15 protein-coding genes and 1 tRNA gene are annotated in these 18,228 nt (G+C 70.2%); 5 read left to right on the top strand and 11 right to left on the bottom strand.

Translation table 11 applies throughout. The features are described from left to right. Window positions 1-59: 59 nt before the first annotated feature. Window positions 60-716 (bottom strand): ANTAR domain-containing response regulator, encoded by a 657-nt coding sequence (locus KUF83_RS40925; RefSeq protein WP_217460200.1) that lies wholly within the window; start codon window positions 714-716, stop codon window positions 60-62. Window positions 717-817: 101 nt separating this feature from the next. On the opposite strand from KUF83_RS40925, the gene KUF83_RS40920 reads away from it, so the two are divergent. Both KUF83_RS40920 and KUF83_RS40915 read left to right on the top strand, forming a co-directional pair. Beyond that, a tRNA-Leu gene (locus tag KUF83_RS40920) sits at window positions 818-890 on the top strand. Between the two features lie 106 nt (window positions 891-996). Continuing rightward, the gene (locus KUF83_RS40915; protein WP_217460199.1) at window positions 997-1,776 is read left to right on the top strand and encodes a helix-turn-helix domain-containing protein; all 780 of its coding nucleotides are present in this window, start codon (window positions 997-999) and stop codon (window positions 1,774-1,776) included. A gap of 36 nt (window positions 1,777-1,812) precedes the next feature. On the opposite strand, the gene KUF83_RS40910 is transcribed toward KUF83_RS40915, so the two are convergent. Further along, window positions 1,813-2,529 (bottom strand): SIMPL domain-containing protein, encoded by a 717-nt coding sequence (locus tag KUF83_RS40910; protein ID WP_217460198.1) that lies wholly within the window; start codon window positions 2,527-2,529, stop codon window positions 1,813-1,815. 137 nt (window positions 2,530-2,666) lie between these two features. On the opposite strand from KUF83_RS40910, the gene KUF83_RS40905 reads away from it, so the two are divergent. After that, window positions 2,667-4,475 (top strand): bifunctional UDP-sugar hydrolase/5'-nucleotidase, encoded by a 1,809-nt coding sequence (locus KUF83_RS40905; protein ID WP_217460197.1) that lies wholly within the window; start codon window positions 2,667-2,669, stop codon window positions 4,473-4,475. Window positions 4,476-4,547: 72 nt separating this feature from the next. Here the strand turns inward: KUF83_RS40905 and KUF83_RS40900 are convergent, their stop codons facing one another. The 6 genes from KUF83_RS40900 to KUF83_RS40875 all read right to left on the bottom strand — a co-directional run bounded on the left by KUF83_RS40900 (window position 4,548) and on the right by KUF83_RS40875 (window position 12,304). Then, on the bottom strand, window positions 4,548-5,969 hold the full coding sequence (locus KUF83_RS40900) for a lysine N(6)-hydroxylase/L-ornithine N(5)-oxygenase family protein (RefSeq protein WP_217460196.1): 1,422 nt from the start codon (window positions 5,967-5,969) through the stop codon (window positions 4,548-4,550). Continuing rightward, entirely contained in the window at window positions 5,966-7,339 is a 1,374-nt protein-coding gene (locus KUF83_RS40895; protein WP_217460195.1) for an aminotransferase class V-fold PLP-dependent enzyme, read from the bottom strand. The genes KUF83_RS40900 and KUF83_RS40895 overlap by 4 nt, the downstream gene beginning before the upstream one ends. Before the next feature lie 410 nt (window positions 7,340-7,749). Beyond that, window positions 7,750-10,251 (bottom strand): aminopeptidase N, encoded by a 2,502-nt coding sequence (gene pepN / locus KUF83_RS40890; protein ID WP_217460194.1) that lies wholly within the window; start codon window positions 10,249-10,251, stop codon window positions 7,750-7,752. A 107-nt stretch (window positions 10,252-10,358) separates the two neighbouring features. After that, on the bottom strand, window positions 10,359-10,877 hold the full coding sequence (locus tag KUF83_RS40885; RefSeq protein ID WP_217460193.1) for a two-component system response regulator: 519 nt from the start codon (window positions 10,875-10,877) through the stop codon (window positions 10,359-10,361). Between the two features lie 172 nt (window positions 10,878-11,049). Next, window positions 11,050-11,388, bottom strand: a complete 339-nt coding sequence (locus KUF83_RS40880) for a chorismate mutase (RefSeq protein WP_217460192.1) — start codon at window positions 11,386-11,388, stop codon at window positions 11,050-11,052. Between the two features lie 25 nt (window positions 11,389-11,413). Further along, window positions 11,414-12,304, bottom strand: coding sequence for an AraC family transcriptional regulator (locus tag KUF83_RS40875; RefSeq protein ID WP_217460191.1), 891 nt, complete (start codon window positions 12,302-12,304; stop codon window positions 11,414-11,416). A gap of 161 nt (window positions 12,305-12,465) precedes the next feature. Between KUF83_RS40875 and KUF83_RS40870 the strand changes: the two genes are divergently transcribed. Then, the gene (locus KUF83_RS40870; RefSeq protein ID WP_217460190.1) at window positions 12,466-14,223 is read left to right on the top strand and encodes a beta-galactosidase family protein; all 1,758 of its coding nucleotides are present in this window, start codon (window positions 12,466-12,468) and stop codon (window positions 14,221-14,223) included. 183 nt (window positions 14,224-14,406) lie between these two features. On the opposite strand, the gene KUF83_RS40865 is transcribed toward KUF83_RS40870, so the two are convergent. Further along, on the bottom strand, window positions 14,407-15,222 hold the full coding sequence (locus tag KUF83_RS40865; protein ID WP_254645118.1) for a trypsin-like serine protease: 816 nt from the start codon (window positions 15,220-15,222) through the stop codon (window positions 14,407-14,409). A gap of 175 nt (window positions 15,223-15,397) precedes the next feature. Here KUF83_RS40865 and KUF83_RS40860 point away from each other — a divergent pair, with 175 nt between their 5' ends. Then, window positions 15,398-16,294: a hypothetical protein gene (locus KUF83_RS40860; RefSeq protein WP_217460188.1), complete on the top strand. Its 897-nt coding sequence runs from the start codon at window positions 15,398-15,400 to the stop codon at window positions 16,292-16,294. 213 nt (window positions 16,295-16,507) lie between these two features. Here the strand turns inward: KUF83_RS40860 and KUF83_RS40855 are convergent, their stop codons facing one another. Continuing rightward, the gene (locus KUF83_RS40855) at window positions 16,508-17,455 is read right to left on the bottom strand and encodes an SDR family oxidoreductase (RefSeq protein WP_217460187.1); all 948 of its coding nucleotides are present in this window, start codon (window positions 17,453-17,455) and stop codon (window positions 16,508-16,510) included. A gap of 1 nt (window position 17,456) precedes the next feature. Beyond that, window positions 17,457-18,191: an SDR family oxidoreductase gene (locus KUF83_RS40850; protein ID WP_217460186.1), complete on the bottom strand. Its 735-nt coding sequence runs from the start codon at window positions 18,189-18,191 to the stop codon at window positions 17,457-17,459. Window positions 18,192-18,228: the final 37 nt, after the last annotated feature.

Genomic DNA, 18,228 nt, shown 5'->3' with positions numbered 1-18,228 from the left:
CCGCACCCGATCTTCCGGGGTGCGGGCCTCAGCCGTACCAACAACCGCTCGGACGGACCTCAGTCCTTCGCGGCCTTCTTCTCGTCCGCATCCAGAATGACCGCCTCCGCCACCTGCTGCATCGACATACGCCGATCCATCGACGTCTTCTGGATCCAACGGAACGCCGCCGGCTCCGTCAGGCCGTACTCCGTCTGAAGAACCGACTTCGCACGGTCCACCAGCTTCCGCGTCTCCAGACGCTGGGTGAGATCCTCGATCTCCTTCTCCAGCGTCTTCAGCTCCGTGAACCGCGAGACAGCCATCTCGATCGCCGGAACCACGTCACTCTTGCTGAACGGCTTCACCAGATACGCCATCGCGCCGGCGTCACGCGCCCGCTCGACGAGATCACGCTGCGAGAACGCCGTCAGCATCAGCACCGGAGCGATGGACTCCTCGGCGATCTTCTCCGCGGCGGAGATGCCGTCGAGCTTCGGCATCTTCACGTCGAGGATCACGAGATCCGGACGGTGCTGCCTGGCGAGCTCGACGGCTTCCTCACCGTCACCGGCCTCGCCCACGACCGAGTACCCCTCTTCCTCCAGCATCTCCTTGAGGTCGAGACGGATCAGCGCCTCGTCCTCGGCGATGACGACACGGGTCGTCAGCGGAGGCACGTGCGACTTGTCGTCGTCGGGCGCGTCCACGGGCTGGGGCGACTCGGGGGCGGTCACGGGGGCTCCTCGTCATGGGGCAAGTACTGCTCCCAAGAGCGTACCTAGCTGCGGTATGGTGGTCACACGGCGGGAGACCGTCGACCTTCGTTTCGAAGGGGGCCCCGGTAGCCCAGCGGTAGAGGCCATGGATTCAAAACCCATACAGCGTCGGTTCGAATCCGACTCGGGGCACTTTTCCTTGTTTTCCAAGGTCACCATCAAGAAGCGGATGTTCCCGTTCTCGTGAACATCCGCTTTTCGCTGCGCTCTGTAGCGATCAGTCGCGCAGAGTTTTCACATGGACCAGCACAGCCCTTCGATTCGTGCCCAGGCCGTCGCACTCATGCGCCAGGGCGTCCCCAATCGCGCAGTCGCCGAGCGCTTCAACATCCCGCGCGGGACCATTGGCTGGTGGCGCAGCGAAGATCGCCGTGTACGTGGTGAAACGTACGAGCAGCCGACGGACTGCCCTCACTGCACGGGCCGCGAGTACGACAAAGTTGCGTACGCCTATCTCCTGGGCCTTTACCTCGGCGACGGCCACATCATCTCGAAGCCCAAGCAGCACCACCTGTCCATCTTCTGCAACGCCCTGCAGACCGGGCTGATCTCAGCCGCCGAAGACGCTATGCGTAGGGTGCTGCCGCTCCCCAGCGTCCGGCAGCGCCACAAGGCAGGTTGCGTCGAGGTGAAGTCGTACACCAAGCACTGGACGTGCATGTTTCCGCAGCACGGTCCCGGCAAGAAGCACGAGCGCACCATCGCCCTCGAACCCTGGCAACAGGAGCTTGTCGACGCCCACCCATGGGAGTTCATCCGCGGCCTCGTCCACTCCGACGGCTGCCGCATCACCAATTGGACGACCCGCCTCGTCGCCGGTGAGCGTAAGCGCTACGAATACCCTCGGTACTTCTTCACCAACGTCTCCGACGACATCCGGCAGCTCTACACGGACACACTCGACAGGCTGGGCGTCGAGTGGACGCACTGCACCCGGCACGGCAACCCGTACAACATCTCCGTCGCCCGCAAAGCCTCCGTAGCCCTCATGGACGTCCACGTCGGCGCCAAGTACTGACCCCACGCCCCTACGTGGGCCTGTCGTCCGGGGCGTTCACAGGGTGGGCGGTGACATGGTGAAGCGGGCGTTGACCTGTGCGTGGACGTGTTGGCGTTCGGGTTCGAGGTCGAGGGCGGGGGTCTGGTCGGGGTCGGCGGCGTCGAAGGCCATGGTGCGCATGGAGCGGGACTGGGCCTCCATGGCGTAGGGGCGCGCGTCCTCGGTTCCGATGTCGGCGAGTTCGAGGAGTGCGGTGAGGGTCGTGCCGAGTGCTTCGGCGTATTCGCGGGCTCGTTGGACGGCTTCGCGTACTGCTTGTTGCCTGGCGCGGCGGTGGGCGGGTGAGTCGGGGCGCAGGGCCCACCAGGGGCCGTCGACGCGGGTGAGGTCGAGGTCGGCGAGGCGGGTGGTGAGTTCGCCGAGGGCGGTGAAGTCGGTGAGTTCGGCGGTGATGTGGACGCGGCCGTGGTAGGCGCGGATGCGTTCGCCGCGGCCGTGTCGGGTGAGTTCCGGGGTGATGGAGAAGGCGCCGGTCTCGAGTTTTTCGACGGCGTTTCCGTAGGTTTTGACCAGGTCGAGGACGGTGGTGTTGCGGCGGGTGAGGTCGTTCAGTGCGTTTCGGCGGTCGGTGCCGCGGGCGCTGATGGTGATGCCGATGCGGGCGATCTCGGGGTCGACTTCGAGGTGGGCTTCGCCGCGGACGGCGATGCGGGGGGCTTCGGGTGTGCCGTGGGGGGTGGTGGGGCGGGGTTCCTCGTGGGCTGAGGTCATACGTCCCACTCTGTCACCGGCGGCCCGTTTCCGGCTCCTGCCGGTCACCAGATCGAAACCTGTGGGGGGTGTTGCGGTGCGTGGTGAGCGGGTCAGAATCTACGCGCGTTGTTCACCGTTCCCGAGGAGTGCCCACCATGCCGTTGAACCGTCGGAAGTTCCTGAAGAAGTCCGCTGTGACCGGGGCCGGTGTCGCCCTGACCGGGGCGGTCGTGGCGCCGAGTGCGGAGGCGGCGGTGGCGGCGGGTGGCAGGAAGCCGAAGCCGAAGCGGTACTCGCTGACGGTGATGGGCACGACCGATCTGCACGGGCATGTCTTCAACTGGGACTACTTCAAGGACGCGGAGTACAAGGACGCGGCGGGCAACGCGCAGGGGCTGGCGCGGATCTCGACGCTGGTGAACGCGGTGCGCAAGGAGAAGGGCCGTTGCAACACGCTGTTGCTGGATGCGGGTGACACGATCCAGGGCACGCCGCTGACGTACTACTACGCGAAGGTCGACCCGATCACGGCCAAGGGTGGGCCGGTGCATCCGATGGCGCAGGCGATGAACGCCATCGGGTACGACGCGGTGGCGTTGGGCAACCACGAGTTCAATTACGGCATCGAGACGCTGCGGAAGTTCGAGGAGCAGTGCCGTTTCCCGCTGCTCGGTGCGAACGCGCTGGACGCGAAGACGCTGAAGCCGGCCTTCCCTCCGTATTTCATCAAGAAGTTCCAGGTGAAGGGTGCTCCGCCGGTCAAGGTCGCGGTTCTCGGTCTCACCAACCCCGGTATCGCGATCTGGGACAAGGCGTATGTCCAGGGCAAGCTGGTGTTTCCCGGGTTGGAGGAGCAGGCGGCGAAGTGGGTGCCGAAGCTGCGGTCGATGGGCGCGGACGTGGTTGTCGTGTCGGCGCACAGTGGGTCGTCCGGTACGTCGTCGTACGGTGACCAGTTGCCGTATGTCGAGAACTCGGCGGCGCTGGTGGCGCAGCAGGTGCCCGGGATCGACGCGATCCTGGTGGGGCATGCGCATGTGGAGATTCCCGAGCTGAAGGTGACGAACGCGAAGACCGGGAAGACGGTTGTTCTGTCGGAGCCGCTGGCGTATGCGGAGCGGTTGTCGCTGTTCGATTTCGAGCTGGTCTTCGAGAAGGGCCGGTGGGTGGTCGAGTCGGTGGCGGCGTCGGTCCGCAACTCGAACTCGGTGGCGGACGACCCGAGGATCACGAAGCTTCTGAAGGACGAGCACGACGTGGTCGTGGCGTACGTCAACCAGGTGGTCGGTACGGCGACAGAGACGCTGACGACGGTGGAGGCGCGGTACAAGGACGCGCCGATCATCGACCTGATCACGAAGGTGCAGGAGGACGTGGTCAGGGCGGCGCTGGTGGGTACGGAGTATGCGTCGCTGCCGGTGTTGTCGCAGGCGTCGCCGTTCTCGCGTACGTCGGAGATTCCGGCGGGGGACGTGACGATCCGGGATCTGTCGAGTCTGTACGTGTACGACAACACGCTGGTGGCGAAGTTGATGACGGGTGCGCAGTTGCGGGCGTATCTGGAGTTCTCGGCGCAGTACTTCGTGCAGACGGCGGTTGGTGCGCCGGTGGACGTGGAGAAGCTGACGAACGCGGGCAACCGGCCGGACTACAACTACGACTACGTGTCGGGTCTGACGTACGACATCGACATCGCGCGGGCGGCCGGGTCGCGGATCAGGAATCTTTCCTACAACGGTGCGGCGCTGGACGACGCGCAGCAGTTCGTGTTCGCGGTGAACAACTACCGGGCGAACGGTGGTGGGGCGTTCCCGCACGTGGCGTCGGCGAAGGAGCTGTGGGCGGAGTCGACGGAGATCCGTACGCGGATCGCGGAGTGGGTGACGGCGAAGGGTTCGCTGGACCCGAAGGAGTTCGCTTCGGTGGACTGGAAGCTGACGCGGGAGGGGACGCCCGTTTTCTAGGGCGTGTGTTCGGAGGGGGCCTGTCCGGCTCTTCTCTCCGCCTCGGGGCGGCGGGGAGGGCGGGGCGGGCCCTCAGTCCGTGAGGGGTGTGAGCATCCTGGACTGCCGGGCGGGTGGGATCTGGGGCTGTGGGGTGAGTCCGAAGGTCGTGAAGGCGGTTCGGTTCGGCAGGGGGTAGGGGTCTTTGTCCGTCAGGGAGTTGAGGATGCCGGCGCTGCGCCAGGCGGTGAGGCCGAGGTCGGGGGCGCCGACGCCGTGGGTGTGTCGTTCGCCGTTCTGGATGTAGATGGATCCGGTGACGGAGGGGTCGAGGACGAGGCGGTGGCGGTCGTCGATTCTGGGGCGGTCGGAGGCGTCGCGGCGCATGTAGGGGTCGAGGCCGGCGAGGAGTCCGCCGAGGGGGCGTTCGCGGTAGCCGGTGGCGAGGATGACGGCGTCGGTGGTGATGCGGGAGCGGCTGGCCTGTTGGACGTGTTCGAGGTGTAGTTCGATCTTGGTGGTGGCGATGCGGCCCGCGGTGCGGACGAGGACGCCGGGGGTGAGGACGGTTTCGGGCCAGCCGCCGTCGAGGGTGCGGCGGTAGAGCTCGTCGTGGATGGCGGCGATGGTGTCGGCGTCGATGCCTTTGTGGAGTTGCCACTGAGCGGGGACGAGTCGGTCGCGTACGGGTTCGGGCAGGTCGTGGAAGTAGCGCGTGTAGTCGGGTGTGAAGTGTTCGAGGCCGAGTTTTGAGTACTCCATGGGTGCGAAGGCCTCGGTGCGGGCGAGCCAGTGGATCTTTTCCCGGCCGGTGGGGCGGTTTTTGAGGAGGTCGAGGAAGACTTCGGCGCCGGACTGTCCTGATCCGATGACGGTGATGTGGTCGGCGGTGAGGAACCGGTCGCGGTGGTGGAGGTAGTCGGCGGCGTGGATGACGGGGACGCCGGGTGCTTCGACGAGTGGGCGGAGTGGTTCGGGGATGTGGGGGGCGGTGCCGATGCCGAGGGCGATGTTCTTCGTGTAGGTGCGTCCGAGGGCTTCTGCTTCGCCGTCGGTGTCGAGTTGGGTGAAGTCGACTTCGAAGACGTCGCGTTCGGGGTTCCAGCGGACGGCGTCGACCTGGTGGCCGAAGTGGAGTCCGGGGAGGCTGTCGCTGACCCAGCGGCAGTATGCGGCGTATTCGCTGCGGTGGATGTGGAAGCGTTCGGCGAAGTAGAACGGGAAGAGTCGTTCGCGGGTTTTGAGGTAGTTGAGGAAGGTCCAGGGGCTGGCGGGGTCGGCGAGGGTCACCAGGTCGGCGAGGAAGGGGACTTGGAGGGTGGTGCCTTCGAGGAGGAGGCCGGGGTGCCAGTCGAAGGTGGGGCGCTGTTCGTAGAAGGCGGTGTCGAGTTCGGTGAGGGGGTGGGCGAGGGCGGCGAGGGAGAGGTTGTTGGGGCCGATGCCGATGCCGACGAGGTCGCGGGGGGCTTCGGGTTCGTGGCGGGTGGGGGGCGTGGGGGGTGGCGTCGGCCTCATCGTGCGGTGTGTCCTTCCACGAGTTCCAGGAGCGCGGCCAGGTCGCCGGGTCCGGTGTGCGGGTTGAGCAGGGTGGCTTTGAGCCAGAGGCGGTCGTCCGGTCGGGCGCGGCCGAGGACGGCGTGGCCTTCGGTGAGGAGGGTGCGGCGTACGGCGGCGACGGTGTCGTCGGTGGCGTGGGTGGGCCGGAAGAGGACGGTGCTGATGGTGGGCCGGTCGTAGAGCTCGAGGTGGGGGTGCCGGTGGATGAGTTCGGCGAGTTCGGCGGCGCGGGCGCAGACCTGGTCGACGAGTGCGCCCAGTCCCTGGCGGCCAAGGGTCTTGAGGGTGACGGCGATCTTGAGGATGTCGGGTCGTCGGGTGGTGCGCAGGGAGCGTCCGAGGAGGTCGGGCAGGCCGGCTTCGGTGTCGTCGTCGGCGTTGAGGTAGTCGGCCTGGTTGTTGAGCGCGGTGAGGTCGTGGGGGTCGCGTACGGCGAGGAGGCCTGCGGCGACGGGCTGCCAGCCGAGTTTGTGGAGGTCGAGGGTGACGGTGTGGGCGCGGTCGAGGCCGTGGAGTTTGGGGCGGTGGCGGTCGCTGAGGAGGAGGCCTCCGCCGTAGGCGGCGTCGATGTGGAGGCGGGCTCCGTGGGTTTCGCAGAGTGCGGCGATCTCGGGGAGTGGGTCGATGAGGCCGGCGTCGGTGGTGCCGGCGGTGGCGGCGACGACGACGGGGCCGGGGAGTGCGGTGAGGGCTTGGTGGAGTGCGACGGGGTCCATGGTGCCTGCGGGGGCGGGCACGGTGACGGGTTCGGGGAGGCCGAGGAGCCAGGTGGCGCGGTGCAGTGAGTGGTGGGCGTTGGCGGCCTGCACGAGTTGTACGTGGCCGTGGGTTTCGCGGGCCAGGAGGAGGGCGAGCTGGTTGGCTTCGGTGCCGCCTGTGGTGACGAGGGCGTCGGGGTTGGTGGTGGTGCGGGTGGTCGGTGGGTAGACCTCGGCGGCGAGGGCTCTGGTGACGAGGGCTTCCAGTTCCGAGGCGGCCGGGGCCTGGTCCCAGGAGTCGAGGGAGGGGTTGAGGGCGCTGGCGGCGAGGTCGGCGGCGGTGGCGACGGCGAGGGGCGGGCAGTGCAGGTGGGCTGTGCAGAGGGGGTGCGCGGGGTCTGCGGCGCCGGCGGTGAAGGCGTGGACGAGGGTGTGCAGGGCGTTCTCGTCGCCGTGGTCGGGCAGGACGTCGCCGACGGCTTCGCGCAGGCGTGCGGCGACTTCGGCGGGGCCGCCGGCGGGGAGTGGGCCGCCGCGGGCGGCTGCGCCGGTCCGTAGCGCGTCGAGCACGGTGGTGAGCAACGGTCGCAGGGTGTCCGGGCCTTGGGGGCCTGATGCGAGCGGGCTCATGGTCGTCCTCCGGGGCGCGCGGCGGGGGCTTCCTGCGGGAAGCTTTCAGCTTGTCGCGTTTGGGCCGACGTGCCCGGGGAGTTCAACGATCGGCACCCGAAAGTGGGTACGGCCCTGCGGGGCTTGTGCCAGTGGTGTGGCTGCGGGGCTTGTGACTGTGGGGCGGGTGCGGGGCTTGTGGCTGTGGGGCGGGTGCGGGTTCCTTTTGGTTGCTCGCGCCGTTCCCCGCGCCCCTGGCGGGGCGGAGGCCTCGGCCGGTCGAGCCGTGCGGGGGGCTTTGCCGCGTTCGCCCTGCGGGGCTTGTGACTGTGGGCGGGTGCGGGTTCGTTTTGGTGGCTCGCGCCGTTCCCCGCGCCCCTGGCGGGGCTTCGGCCGCGCCCCTCCGTGTGGAGGGGCGCGGGTGGTGTGGGTTATGACTCTCGTACGCGTAGGGCCCTTGCCAGGTCGTCCAGTTGGTCGGTCAGTTTGCGGCGGAGGGCGGGGGTCGGGTCGGCCTTCTTGAGGCACTGTTCGCCCAGGCGGAGTGTCTCGGGGGTGACGGCGTACGCCGGGAACGCCCAGCGGCCCGCGGCCTCGGCGATGGCGGGGCCGCGGCGGGCGGCGAGGGCGACGGCGTCCTCGAAGTACCGTGGGACGAACTCTCGTACGAGGTCTGCCTGTTCGGGCTGCCAGAAGCCTCGTGCGGTGGCGGTGAAGAGGTAGTTGGAGAGGTCGTCCGTGGTGAACATGGCCTCCCAGGCGGCGCGCTTGGCCTGCGGGTCGGGGAGGGCGGCGCGGCAGCGGGCGGCGCCTTCCTGGCCGGAGGCGCTCGGGTCCTGGACGAGTTCGGCCTCGATGACGGCGTCGTCGATGGCGCCGAGGACGGAGAGCCGGCCGAGGATGCGCCAGCGCAGTTCGGGATCGAGCTCGGGTCCGCCGGGGACGGTGCCTTCGGAGATCCAGGCGCTGATGGTGTCGGGCTGGGCGGCGACGTCGATGAGGTGGCGTACGGCGATGAGGCGGAGTCCGGGGTGGTCGCCGTCCTCGGTGCGGCGGATCAGGTCGCGGCACAGGGAGGCGAGGGTGGCGAGGGCGGTGGGCCGGTCGTGGGCCGGGAGGAACCGGTCGGCGACCTGGGTGGTGGCGAAGGTGAGGACGCCCTGGACGACGGCGAGGTCGGTCTCCTCGGGGAGGTGGGCGCGGGCGGTCTCCAGGTAGGAGGCGGGGTCGAGGTCGCCGTCGCGGACCATGTCGCGCAGGGTGTTCCACAGGACGGCGCGGGTGAGGGCGTCGGGGACGCCGGAGATGCCGCGCAGGGCGGTCTCCTCGGACACGTCGTCGAGGCGGATCTTCGCGTAGCTGAGGTCGAGGTCGTTGGGGACGACGAGGGCGGGGCGGGTGCCGGGGCGGGAGTCGGCGGACGGGGTCTGCGGGATGTCCGTCTCGTACCGCTCGCGCAGGACGAGCGCGCGGTCGTCGTTGAGGTCCCGGTCGTAGACGCCGACGTTGACGCGGTGGGGGCGGCTGCCTTCGCGGTCGACGGTGAGGGTCCACTCCCCCGGTTCGGCGGTGACGGACGCGGTGAGGGTGTCGACTCCGGTGGTGCGGAGCCAGGAGGCGGCCCAGGCGTGGACGTCGCGTTCGGTGGCGGCGGCGAGGGATTCGATGAAGTCGGCGAGGGTGGCGTTGCCGAACCGGTGGCGGGCGAAGTGGGTGTTGATGCCGGTGAGGAAGTCCTTCTCGCCGAGCCAGGCGACGAGTTGGCGCAGTGCGGAGGCGCCCTTGGCGTAGGAGATGCCGTCGAAGTTGAGGAGTGCGGAGGCGGTGTCGGGGACGGCGTCGGGGTCGGGTGCGACGGGGTGGGTGGAGGGCCGCTGGTCGGCGTCGTAGCCCCAGGCCTTGCGGACGATGCCGAAGTCGGTCCAGGTGTCGGTGAAGCGGGTCGCTTCGGTGAGGGTCTGGTAGCCCATGTACTCGGCGAAGGACTCGTTCAGCCAGATGTCGTCCCACCAGCGCAGGGTGACGAGGTCGCCGAACCACATGTGGGCCATCTCGTGGGCGATGACCATGGCGCGGGTCTGGCGTTCGGTGTCGGTGACGGCGGAGCGGTAGACGAATTCGTCGCGGAAGGTGACGAGTCCGGGGTTCTCCATGGCGCCGGCGTTGAACTCGGGTACGAACGCCTGGTCGTAGGAGTCGAAGGGGTAGGGCTCCTCGAACTTCTCGTGGTAGCGGTCGAAGCAGGCGCGGGTGATGTCGAGGATCTCGTCGGCGTCGGTGTCGAGGTGGGGGGCCATGGAGCGGCGGCAGTGGATGCCGAAGGGCAGGCCGCGGTGTTCGGTGCGTACGGAGTGCCAGGGTCCGGCGGCGACCGCGACGAGGTAGGTGGAGATCGGCGGGGTGGGTGCGGCCTGCCACGTTCCGTCGGGGGTGCGGGTGGTGATGCTGTTGGCGAGGACGGTCCATTTGTCGGGGGCCGTCACGGAGAGTTCGAAGACGGACTTCAGGTCGGGCTGGTCGAAGGCGGCGAAGACGCGCTGGACGTCGTCCATGAACAGCTGGGTGTAGAGGTATGTCTCGCCGTCGGTGGGGTCGGTGAAGCGGTGCATGCCTTCGCCGGTGCGGGAGTAGCGCATGACGGTGTCGATGCGCAGTTCGTGTTCGCCGGCGGTGAGGTTCTTGAGCGGCAGCCGGTTCTCGTCCAGGGTGTCCAGGTCGAGGTGGTGTCCGTCGAGGGTGGCGGAACGCAGTTCGGCGGGCTTGAGCTCGACGAAGGTGTCCCCGTCCGCGCGGGCCGTGAAGGTGATGGCGGTGCGGGAGTCGAAGGTCTCGTCGCCGCGCGTCAGGTCGAGTTCGATCCGGTAGCGGTGGACGTCGAGGAGCTTGGCACGGGTCTGCGCTTCGTCGCGCGTCAGTACGGACATGGGTGCCATGCTGCCTGATGGGTGGGGTCCGGCACAGGGGCGGCCCGGTCTGTCGGCGTCACGTCCGGTGGTGCCGCGCGCCCGTCGTGGTGCGGTCGCGCGCCTGTCCGTGGTGTCTAGGCGGTGCGGCCCTGTTCCTGTTGGCGGGGGGTGGGCCGTTGGGCGGTGATGCGGGGGTCGTAGGGGGTGGCGGGTTCCTGGCCTTTCACGAGGGCGCGCAGGTCGCGGACTTCTCGTTCCAGGGAGCGGTAGCGCTGGTGGGAGTCGTACAGGTAGCGGACTTTGGTGCGCAGGGTCCAGGGGTCGACGGGTTTCATGACGAGGTCGGCGACGCCGAGCCGGAAGGCCGCGGAGGTGAGTTCGGCGTCCTGTCCGAAGCCGGTGACGAGGATGATCGGGATGAGCTGGGTCTGTTCCACGCCCCGCATGTAGCGGACGACGTCGAGGCCGCTGACGCCGGGCATGCGGACGTCGAGGAGGAGCAGGCCGATTTGGCCGCGCAGGACTTCCTTGAGCGCGCCGTCGCCGCTGGTCGCCCGTGTCAGCTGGTAGCCGAGCGGGGCCAGGGCGCTTTCCAGTGCGTAGAGCGTTTCCTCATGGTCGTCGACTATGAGGATCTTGGCATCCGGCGGCATGGAGCGACGTCCCCTCGCTAGGACCATCAGCTTATGTCCGAACCGACTGACTGGGAGTACTCGTGGACTGACAAGGAGTGCTCAGCGCAGGATGCCTCATTTCGGTGCGCGCGCCGAGGGGGCGGGGCGCACTACGGCCTGAGATGCGGGGCGTACGGGGGGTGGTGTGTGCTCATTCCCGGGTGTTGGCGTCGTCCGCGATGCGTTCGTGATGGCGGATGACCTCGGCGATGATGAAGTTGAGGAGTTTCTCCGCGAACGCCGGGTCGAGGTTGGCGTTTTCGGCCAGTCGGCGCAGCCGGGCGATCTGCTGGGCCTCGCGGGACGGGTCTGCGGGCGGCAGTTGGTGGGCGGCTTTGAGGTGGCCGACCTGTTGGGTGCATTTGAAGCGCTCGGCGAGCATGTGGACGACGGCGGCGTCGATGTTGTCGATGCTCTCGCGCAGTCGGGCGAGTTCGGCGCGGACGGCCGGGGCGGTGTCGCCCGTGTTGCCGGTGTTGCTGGTGGTCATGGGGGCCAACCCTACGTGGCGTGCCTCAGGTGGTGTGCGGCCGCTCGATCGTCGGCGGATCGTCGGGGTCGGGGACCTGGTGGCTCCAGCCGCCGGGGACGGTACGGCCCTGTTGTTCCCGGAAGCGCACGGGTGCCATGCCGACGCGGCGGGTGAACAGGCGGGAGAAGTACGCCGGGTCGTCGTAGCCGACGCGGCGGGCGATGGCGGCGACGGGGAGCCCGGTGGCGGCGAGGAGTTCCTTGGCGCGGCCGAGGCGGATGCCGAGGAGGTAGTCCTTGGGGCTGCAGCCGGCGCCGCGGCGGACGGCGGTGCGCAGTTCGGCGGGGGTCATGCCGTGCCGGGCGGCGTGGTCGGCGACGGTGAGGGGCCGGCAGGCGTCGCGGGCGAGGGCCTGGAGGACCTGTTCGCCGTCGGGGGTGGTGTCGGCGCGGGTGCGGCGCAGGGTGACGAGGAGTTCGTGGACGGCGGCGCTGGTCTCGACCTCCAGGAGGGGGTTGCCGCGGCGGGCGGCGCGGGCGATGCGGCCGATGGTGGCGCGGGCCGGGCCGGGGTCGGAGAGGGGTACGACGGGTCGGTCCGGTTCGATGTAGCCGAGTTCGGTGTAGGTGGCGGTGGTGGGGCCTGTGAAGTCGACGAAGGCCTCGTCCCAGCCGGTGTCGGGGTCGGGTGCGTAGTGGTGGGGTACGCCGGGGGTGAGCCAGAGCAGGGCCGGGGCGGTGACCGTCGTGCGGTGTCCGTCGGGGGTGCGGAGCCAGCCGCGGCCGGTGCTGACGACGACGGCGACGTGGTGGTCGAGGGTGCGGGGTCCGACCGTGGGCAGTGCCCCGTGCTGGAGGCCGACGCCGAGGCAGACGAGGCCGAGTCTGTGGTGGGCGGGGCCGGGGGTGAAGAACCGCATCCAGGTGTGGTACATCGGCTTCCTCCGCCTTCCTCCGCCTTCCTCCGCTTTCCTCCCGCCGGGGCGAGCGGTGTCCGCCGGGCGCGCCGGTGGGTCCCGCGTCCGGTCAGTTGCGTCCAACCGGTGCCGATCTTTGTCCATGGACCGGGTCGCCCGCCAGGGGTGAGGGTGGCGGCATGAGCGAGTTCGTGGTGGGGGACACCGATTTTCTGGTGGACGGTCGGCCGGTGCGGGTGCTGTCGGGGGCGTTGCACTACTTCCGGGTGCACGAGGGGCAGTGGGGGCACCGGCTGGCGATGTTGCGGGCGATGGGGCTCAACTGCGTGGAGACGTACGTTCCGTGGAATCTGCACGAGCCGCGTCCGGGCGTGCCGCGGGACGTGGGGGCCGTGGGCCGGTTCTTGGACGCGGCGCAGGAGGCCGGGCTGTGGGCGATCGTGCGGCCGGGTCCGTACATCTGTGCCGAGTGGGAGAACGGCGGGCTGCCGCACTGGCTGACCGGCCGGCCCGGTGTCCGGGTGCGTACCCGCGACGACGGGTTCTTGGGGCCGGTGGAGCGCTGGTTCTCCCGTCTGTTGCCGCAGATCGTGCCGCGGCAGTTCGACCGTGGTGGTCCGGTGGTGATGGTGCAGGTCGAGAACGAGTACGGCAGTTACGGTTCGGATCGGGTGTATCTGCGGCGTCTCGCCGAGATGTTGCGCGCCGGGGGCGTGAGCGTGCCGCTGTTCACCTCGGACGGCGCTGAGGACCACATGCTCACCGGCGGTTGCCTGGAGGGTGTGCCGGCGACGGTGAACTTCGGTTCGCACGCCCGCCGGGCCTTCGAGGTGCTGCGCCGGCACCGGCCGTCGGGGCCGTTGATGTGCATGGAGTTCTGGTGCGGCTGGTTCGACCACTGGGGCGGCGAGCACGCGGTGCGTGACCCGTCGGACGCGGCGGAGGCGCTGCGGGAGATCCTGGAGTGCGGGGCTTCGGTCAACCTGTACATGGCGCACGGCGGCACGAGCTTCGGCGGCTGGGCGGGCGCCAACCGGGGCGGCGCGCTGCACGACGAGGTCCTCCAGCCGGATGTGACGTCGTACGACTACGACGCGCCGATCGACGAACACGGTCGCCCCACCGAGAAGTTCTGGCGGTTCCGGTCGCTGCTGGCCGCGCACGCGCAGGGGCCGCTGCCGGCGCTGCCTCCCGAGCCCGCCTCGTTGGGCTCGCCCGCCGCCGTGGACCTGACGGGCTGGGCGTCCCTGCCCGCGGTGCTCGACGCGCTGGGCGGGCCCGAGACGCTCACGCCCATGCCGCCCACGTTCGAGGAACTGGACGTCGACCGGGGGCTCGTGCGCTACACGGTGGACGTGCCGGGGCCGCGGCGGCCGTATCCGCTGGCCGTGCGCGGGCTGCGGGATCTGGCGGTCGTGTACGTCGACGGGGTGCCGGCCGGGGTGGTCACCGAGGACGAGCCGGAGCTTGAGGAGGCGGTCGCGGGGCCCGCTCGCGTGGAGCTGTGGGTGGAGTCGCTGGGGCGGGTCAACTACGGGCCGCGGACCGGGGAGCCGAAGGGGCTCACGGGGGGTGTGCTGCACGAACGGCAGTATCTGCACGGCGTGCGGGCGCGTGCGCTGCGTCTTGACGCGTTCGACGCGGGTGTGGAGGGGGTGCCGTTCGGGGTGTTGCCCGGGGTGGGCGCCCCCGGTCTGTACCGCGGCACGGTGTCGGTGCGCGGCGCCGGCGACGCCCGTCTCCGACTGCCGGGCTGGACCCGGGGGTTCGTGTGGGTGAACGGCTTCGCCCTGGGCCGCTACTGGTCCGTCGGCCCGCAGTCGTCGTTGTACGTCCCCGGGCCGCTGTTGCGGGAGGGCCCGAACGACGTCTGGGTACTGGAGTTGGAGGGCTCGGCGGCGCCTCCGACGCTGTCCGGCGTCGGGGGCGAGGCCTGAAGGACGGCGGTTGGCCGTCGCCCGTCAGGGGCGCGGGGAACTGCGCGCCCAGCCACGGCGCGACGGACCCGCGGACACGATCGGGGGCGCGGGAAACCGCGCGAAGGCCGCCCGCCCCGGGGCACAAGAAGGCGGGCGCCCACGGCACTGGCGCCGCGAACACCCGCCCACCGGGCCGGACGGCTAGAGCGTCGCCGCGGCTCGGGCTATCGCGCTCGCGAACGTGGAGACCTCGGTGTAGACACCGGGCACCATCGGGCGCGCGCATCCGTCGCCCCAGCTGACGATCCCGACCTGGAGCCACTTCCCGGCGTCGTCCTTGCGGAACATGGGTCCGCCGGAGTCGCCCTGGCAGGTGTCGACCCCGCCCCGCGGAACGCCGGCGCAGATCTCCTGCCCGGCGATCAGCCTGCCGCCGTAGTGCCGCTTGCACTGGCGGTCGGCGACGAAGGGCACCTTGGCCTTGAGCAGCTTCGAGGAGCCGGCGTTCGCGCCCTCCGCGGTGTCGCCCCACCCGGCGATGGTGAACGTGCCCTTGTTGTAGCGGGTGTTCGTGGCGATCTTCAGCGTCGGCAGGTCGATGGGCCGGGCGAGCTTGATGAGCGCCCAGTCCTTGCCGTTGCCGTCGTAGCCAGGGGCCTGGATGACCTTGGTGGACTTGACCTTGATCCCGCCCGCGGCGTCGAGGTCGGTCTTCCCGGCGGTCGCGGTGATGCCGGTGGTGTTGCCCGAACCGCCCACGCAGTGCGCGGCGGTCAGGACGACGTCCTTCTTGTAGAGCGACCCGCCGCAGCCCATGGACAGGCTGACCATGAACGGGAACTCGTTCTGTGCGGCGGGCGTGCCCCCGACGATCCTCGTCCCGGGCCTGTCGTCCTGCGCGGGAGCGGCGTGCGCGGCCAGGGGCTGGAGGCTGGCGGCCGCGAGAGTGACGGCACCGATGGCCGCGGCCCGCCTGTAAGCCGGTCTCCTGAGAAGACCGAGCGTCCTATTGGTCAACTTGTTCCCTTTCGCGGGGGGTTGAGCGCACAGTGAGTGCATAGAAGTATGAAGATCATGCGGCATGGGTGGCAAGGGCGGATGTCACTCCCCTGTCGGGGAACCCAACCCGCGAGAATCCGCTCGCGTCCCCTTAGAGTGGAATGAGGTTCGGGGCCTCCCTGGGGGTACGGGCGTGGCGAACGGCGGTCCGGTCGAGCACGGCTATCCACACCTGGAGACGGTGCGGGCGGCTGTCACCGCGCTCTACAAGCGGCTCTCGTACGACAGCGTGCACATGTTCGCCACCAGCGTGGCCCCCGCCGACGTGGCGTTCTGCGACACGGACGACCTGTATCTGGGCGCGCAACGGGTGTCCCGGGAGCTGGTGCGCCACTTCCGGCTGCCGGACGCCCGGATGATCATCAGCTTCCGGGAGATGGGTCACGCGGCGAGCGTCGAGCTCACCGCGGGCCCGGAGTACTTCATCGAGCTCAACGACCGCTTCCGCACCCACCGCCGGGACATCGGCGCCGCGCTGGCGCACGAGGTGATGCACGTCTGGCTGCACCGCCTCGGCCTGTCCTTCCCCGGCACACGGGACAACGAGATCCTCACGGACACGGCGACGACGTATCTCGGCGCGGGCTGGCTGCTGCTCGACGCGTACCGGGAGGACGCGGCGTCCTCGCAGAAGCTCGGCTATCTGACGCCGGAGGAGTTCGGGTACGTGCTGGCGAAGCGGTCGCTGGTGTTCGGGGAGGACCCTTCGACGTGGTTCACCAGTGCGCAGGCGTACACCGCGTACACGAAGGGCATGGCCCGGGCCCGTCACGACGAGCGGCAGCCTCCGCTGACCGCGGCGGGCTGGGCGGGGCGGCGACGCTACGCGCAGGACCGCCGCCACGCCCAGGACCGTCCCGTGCCGCGTCCGGCCGTGGACACCGGGTACGTCTTCACGCCGGACGGCGGGGGTCCGCTGCGGGTCTCGTTCCCGTGCCCGACCTGCCACCAGCGGATCCGGGTGCCGGTACGCGGCCGGGTGCGGGCGCGGTGCGGGCTGTGTCGCACCGTGCTGGAGTGCGACACGTAGACGGCGGGCCGTGGGCGGGTCGCGGATGCACGGCGGCCGGTGGCGTGCGTTCCCGCGCCCTTCGGCGGACCACCGGCGCCCTCCGCCCGGGAGCAACCGGCGGCAGCCGCGCGCCGCCGCTCTCCGCCCTCCGCTCTCCGCCCTCCGCCCGGAAGGACCCGGCGGCGGTGCGCGGCCTTCCTCCTCCTCCCGTTCTCCGCGGACCGCCCCCGGTCACTGCGCCCCGTGCACCGGGTGCGGCGCCTGTGCCTCCGCGAGGAGTTTCAGTGTCGTGTCCCCGGCCTCGGAGGGAGTCCACCGCGCCCCCTTGTCGGCGCTCGGGCCGGGCCGCCAGCCGTCCATGACGGTGATGCGGCCGCCCTCGGTCTCGAAGACCCGGCCGGTGACCCCGGCGCTCGCGGCGGAGCCCAGCCAGACGACGAGCGGTGACACGTTCCCGGGTGCCATCGCGTCGAAGCCGCTGTCCGGTGCCGCCATGGCCTGCGCGAAGGCCGCCTCGGTCATCCGGGTCCGCGCGGCGGGCGCGATGGCGTTGACCTGCACTCCGTAGCGCCCCATCTCGGCGGCGGCGACGAGGGTGAGTCCGACGATGCCGGCCTTGGCCGCGCTGTAGTTGCCCTGTCCGACGGATCCCGACAGGCCCGCTCCGGAGCTGGTGTTGACGACCCGGGCCTGCGGCATCCGCCCCGCCTTCGCCTGCGCCCGCCAGTGCGCGGCGGCGTGCTTGAGCGGCAGGAAGTGGCCCTTCAGGTGGACCCGCATGACGGCGTCCCAGTCGTCCTCGTCGAGGTTCACCAGCATCCGGTCGCGCAGGAACCCGGCGTTGTTCACGAGTGTGTCGAGTCGCCCGAAGGCGTCCACGGCCGTGTGGACGAGGGATGCGGCGCCCTCGGTCGTCGCGATGTCCCCGGCGTGCGCGACGGCCTCTCCGCCCGCCGCCGAGATCTCCTCGACGACCTGCCGGGCCGGGCTGTCGGCCCCGGGGGAACCGTCGAGCCCGACCCCCAGGTCGTTGACGACGACCCGTGCGCCCTCCGCCGCGAAGGCGAGCGCGTGGGCCCGTCCGAGCCCGCGCCCGGCGCCCGTGACGATCACCACCCGGCCGTCGCAGATGCCCGTGCGGCCGCCGGCGCCCGCGTCCGGATACGTGCCTGAGGTCATGTCACTTCTCCTTGTTGACGGTCGCCGCGTCCAGGAAGGCGGGCCGCTCGCCGCCCCCGTGGACGAGGAGGCCGGCGCCGGTGATGTACGCGGCGGCGTCCGACGCGAGGAAGACGGCCGCTCCGCCGATGTCCGAGGGCGCGGCGAGCCGCCCCAGCGGGACGGTGCGGGAGACGGCCTCGATGCCGTCCTCGCCCCCGTAGTGGAGGTGGGACAGCCCGGTGCGGACCATCCCCACGACGAGCGTGTTGACGCGCACGTCCGGTGCCCACTCGACGGCCATCGAGCGCGCCAGGTTCTCCAGTCCGGCCTTGGCCGCCCCGTAGGCCGCCGTGCCGGGCGAGGGCCGGGTCCCGCTGACACTGCCGATCATCACGATGGAGCCCCGGGCGTGCTTCAGCCGGTCGTACGCCGCGAGGGAGGCCGTCAGGGGGGCGGTGAGGTTGAGGTCGATCACGCGTGCGTGCCGCTCGGCCTCCGTCTCCGTGAGCAGCCGGTAGGGGGCGCCTCCCGCGTTGTTGACCAGGACGTCGAGTCGGGGCAGCCGCTCGAAGAAGGCTCGTACGGCCGGCGGGTCGCGCAGGTCGAGAGGGGCGAACCCGATGCCTTCCAGGGGTACTTGAGGTGGTCTGCGCGCACAGACCAGGACCTCGTCACCCGCGTCGGCGAAGGCCCGGGCAATCCCGGCGCCGACTCCTCTGGTCCCGCCGGTGACCACAACGAGCCGCTTGTCCACAGGGCCTCCCGCTCGCCGGTGTTCGCTGTTACTTTCA

It is taken from the genome of Streptomyces sp. BV286, from assembly GCF_019090165.1.
GTDB lineage: Bacteria > Actinomycetota > Actinomycetes > Streptomycetales > Streptomycetaceae > Streptomyces.
The sequence above is the reverse complement of the archived record's forward strand: the minus strand, read 5'-3'. Positions and strand labels throughout refer to the sequence as shown.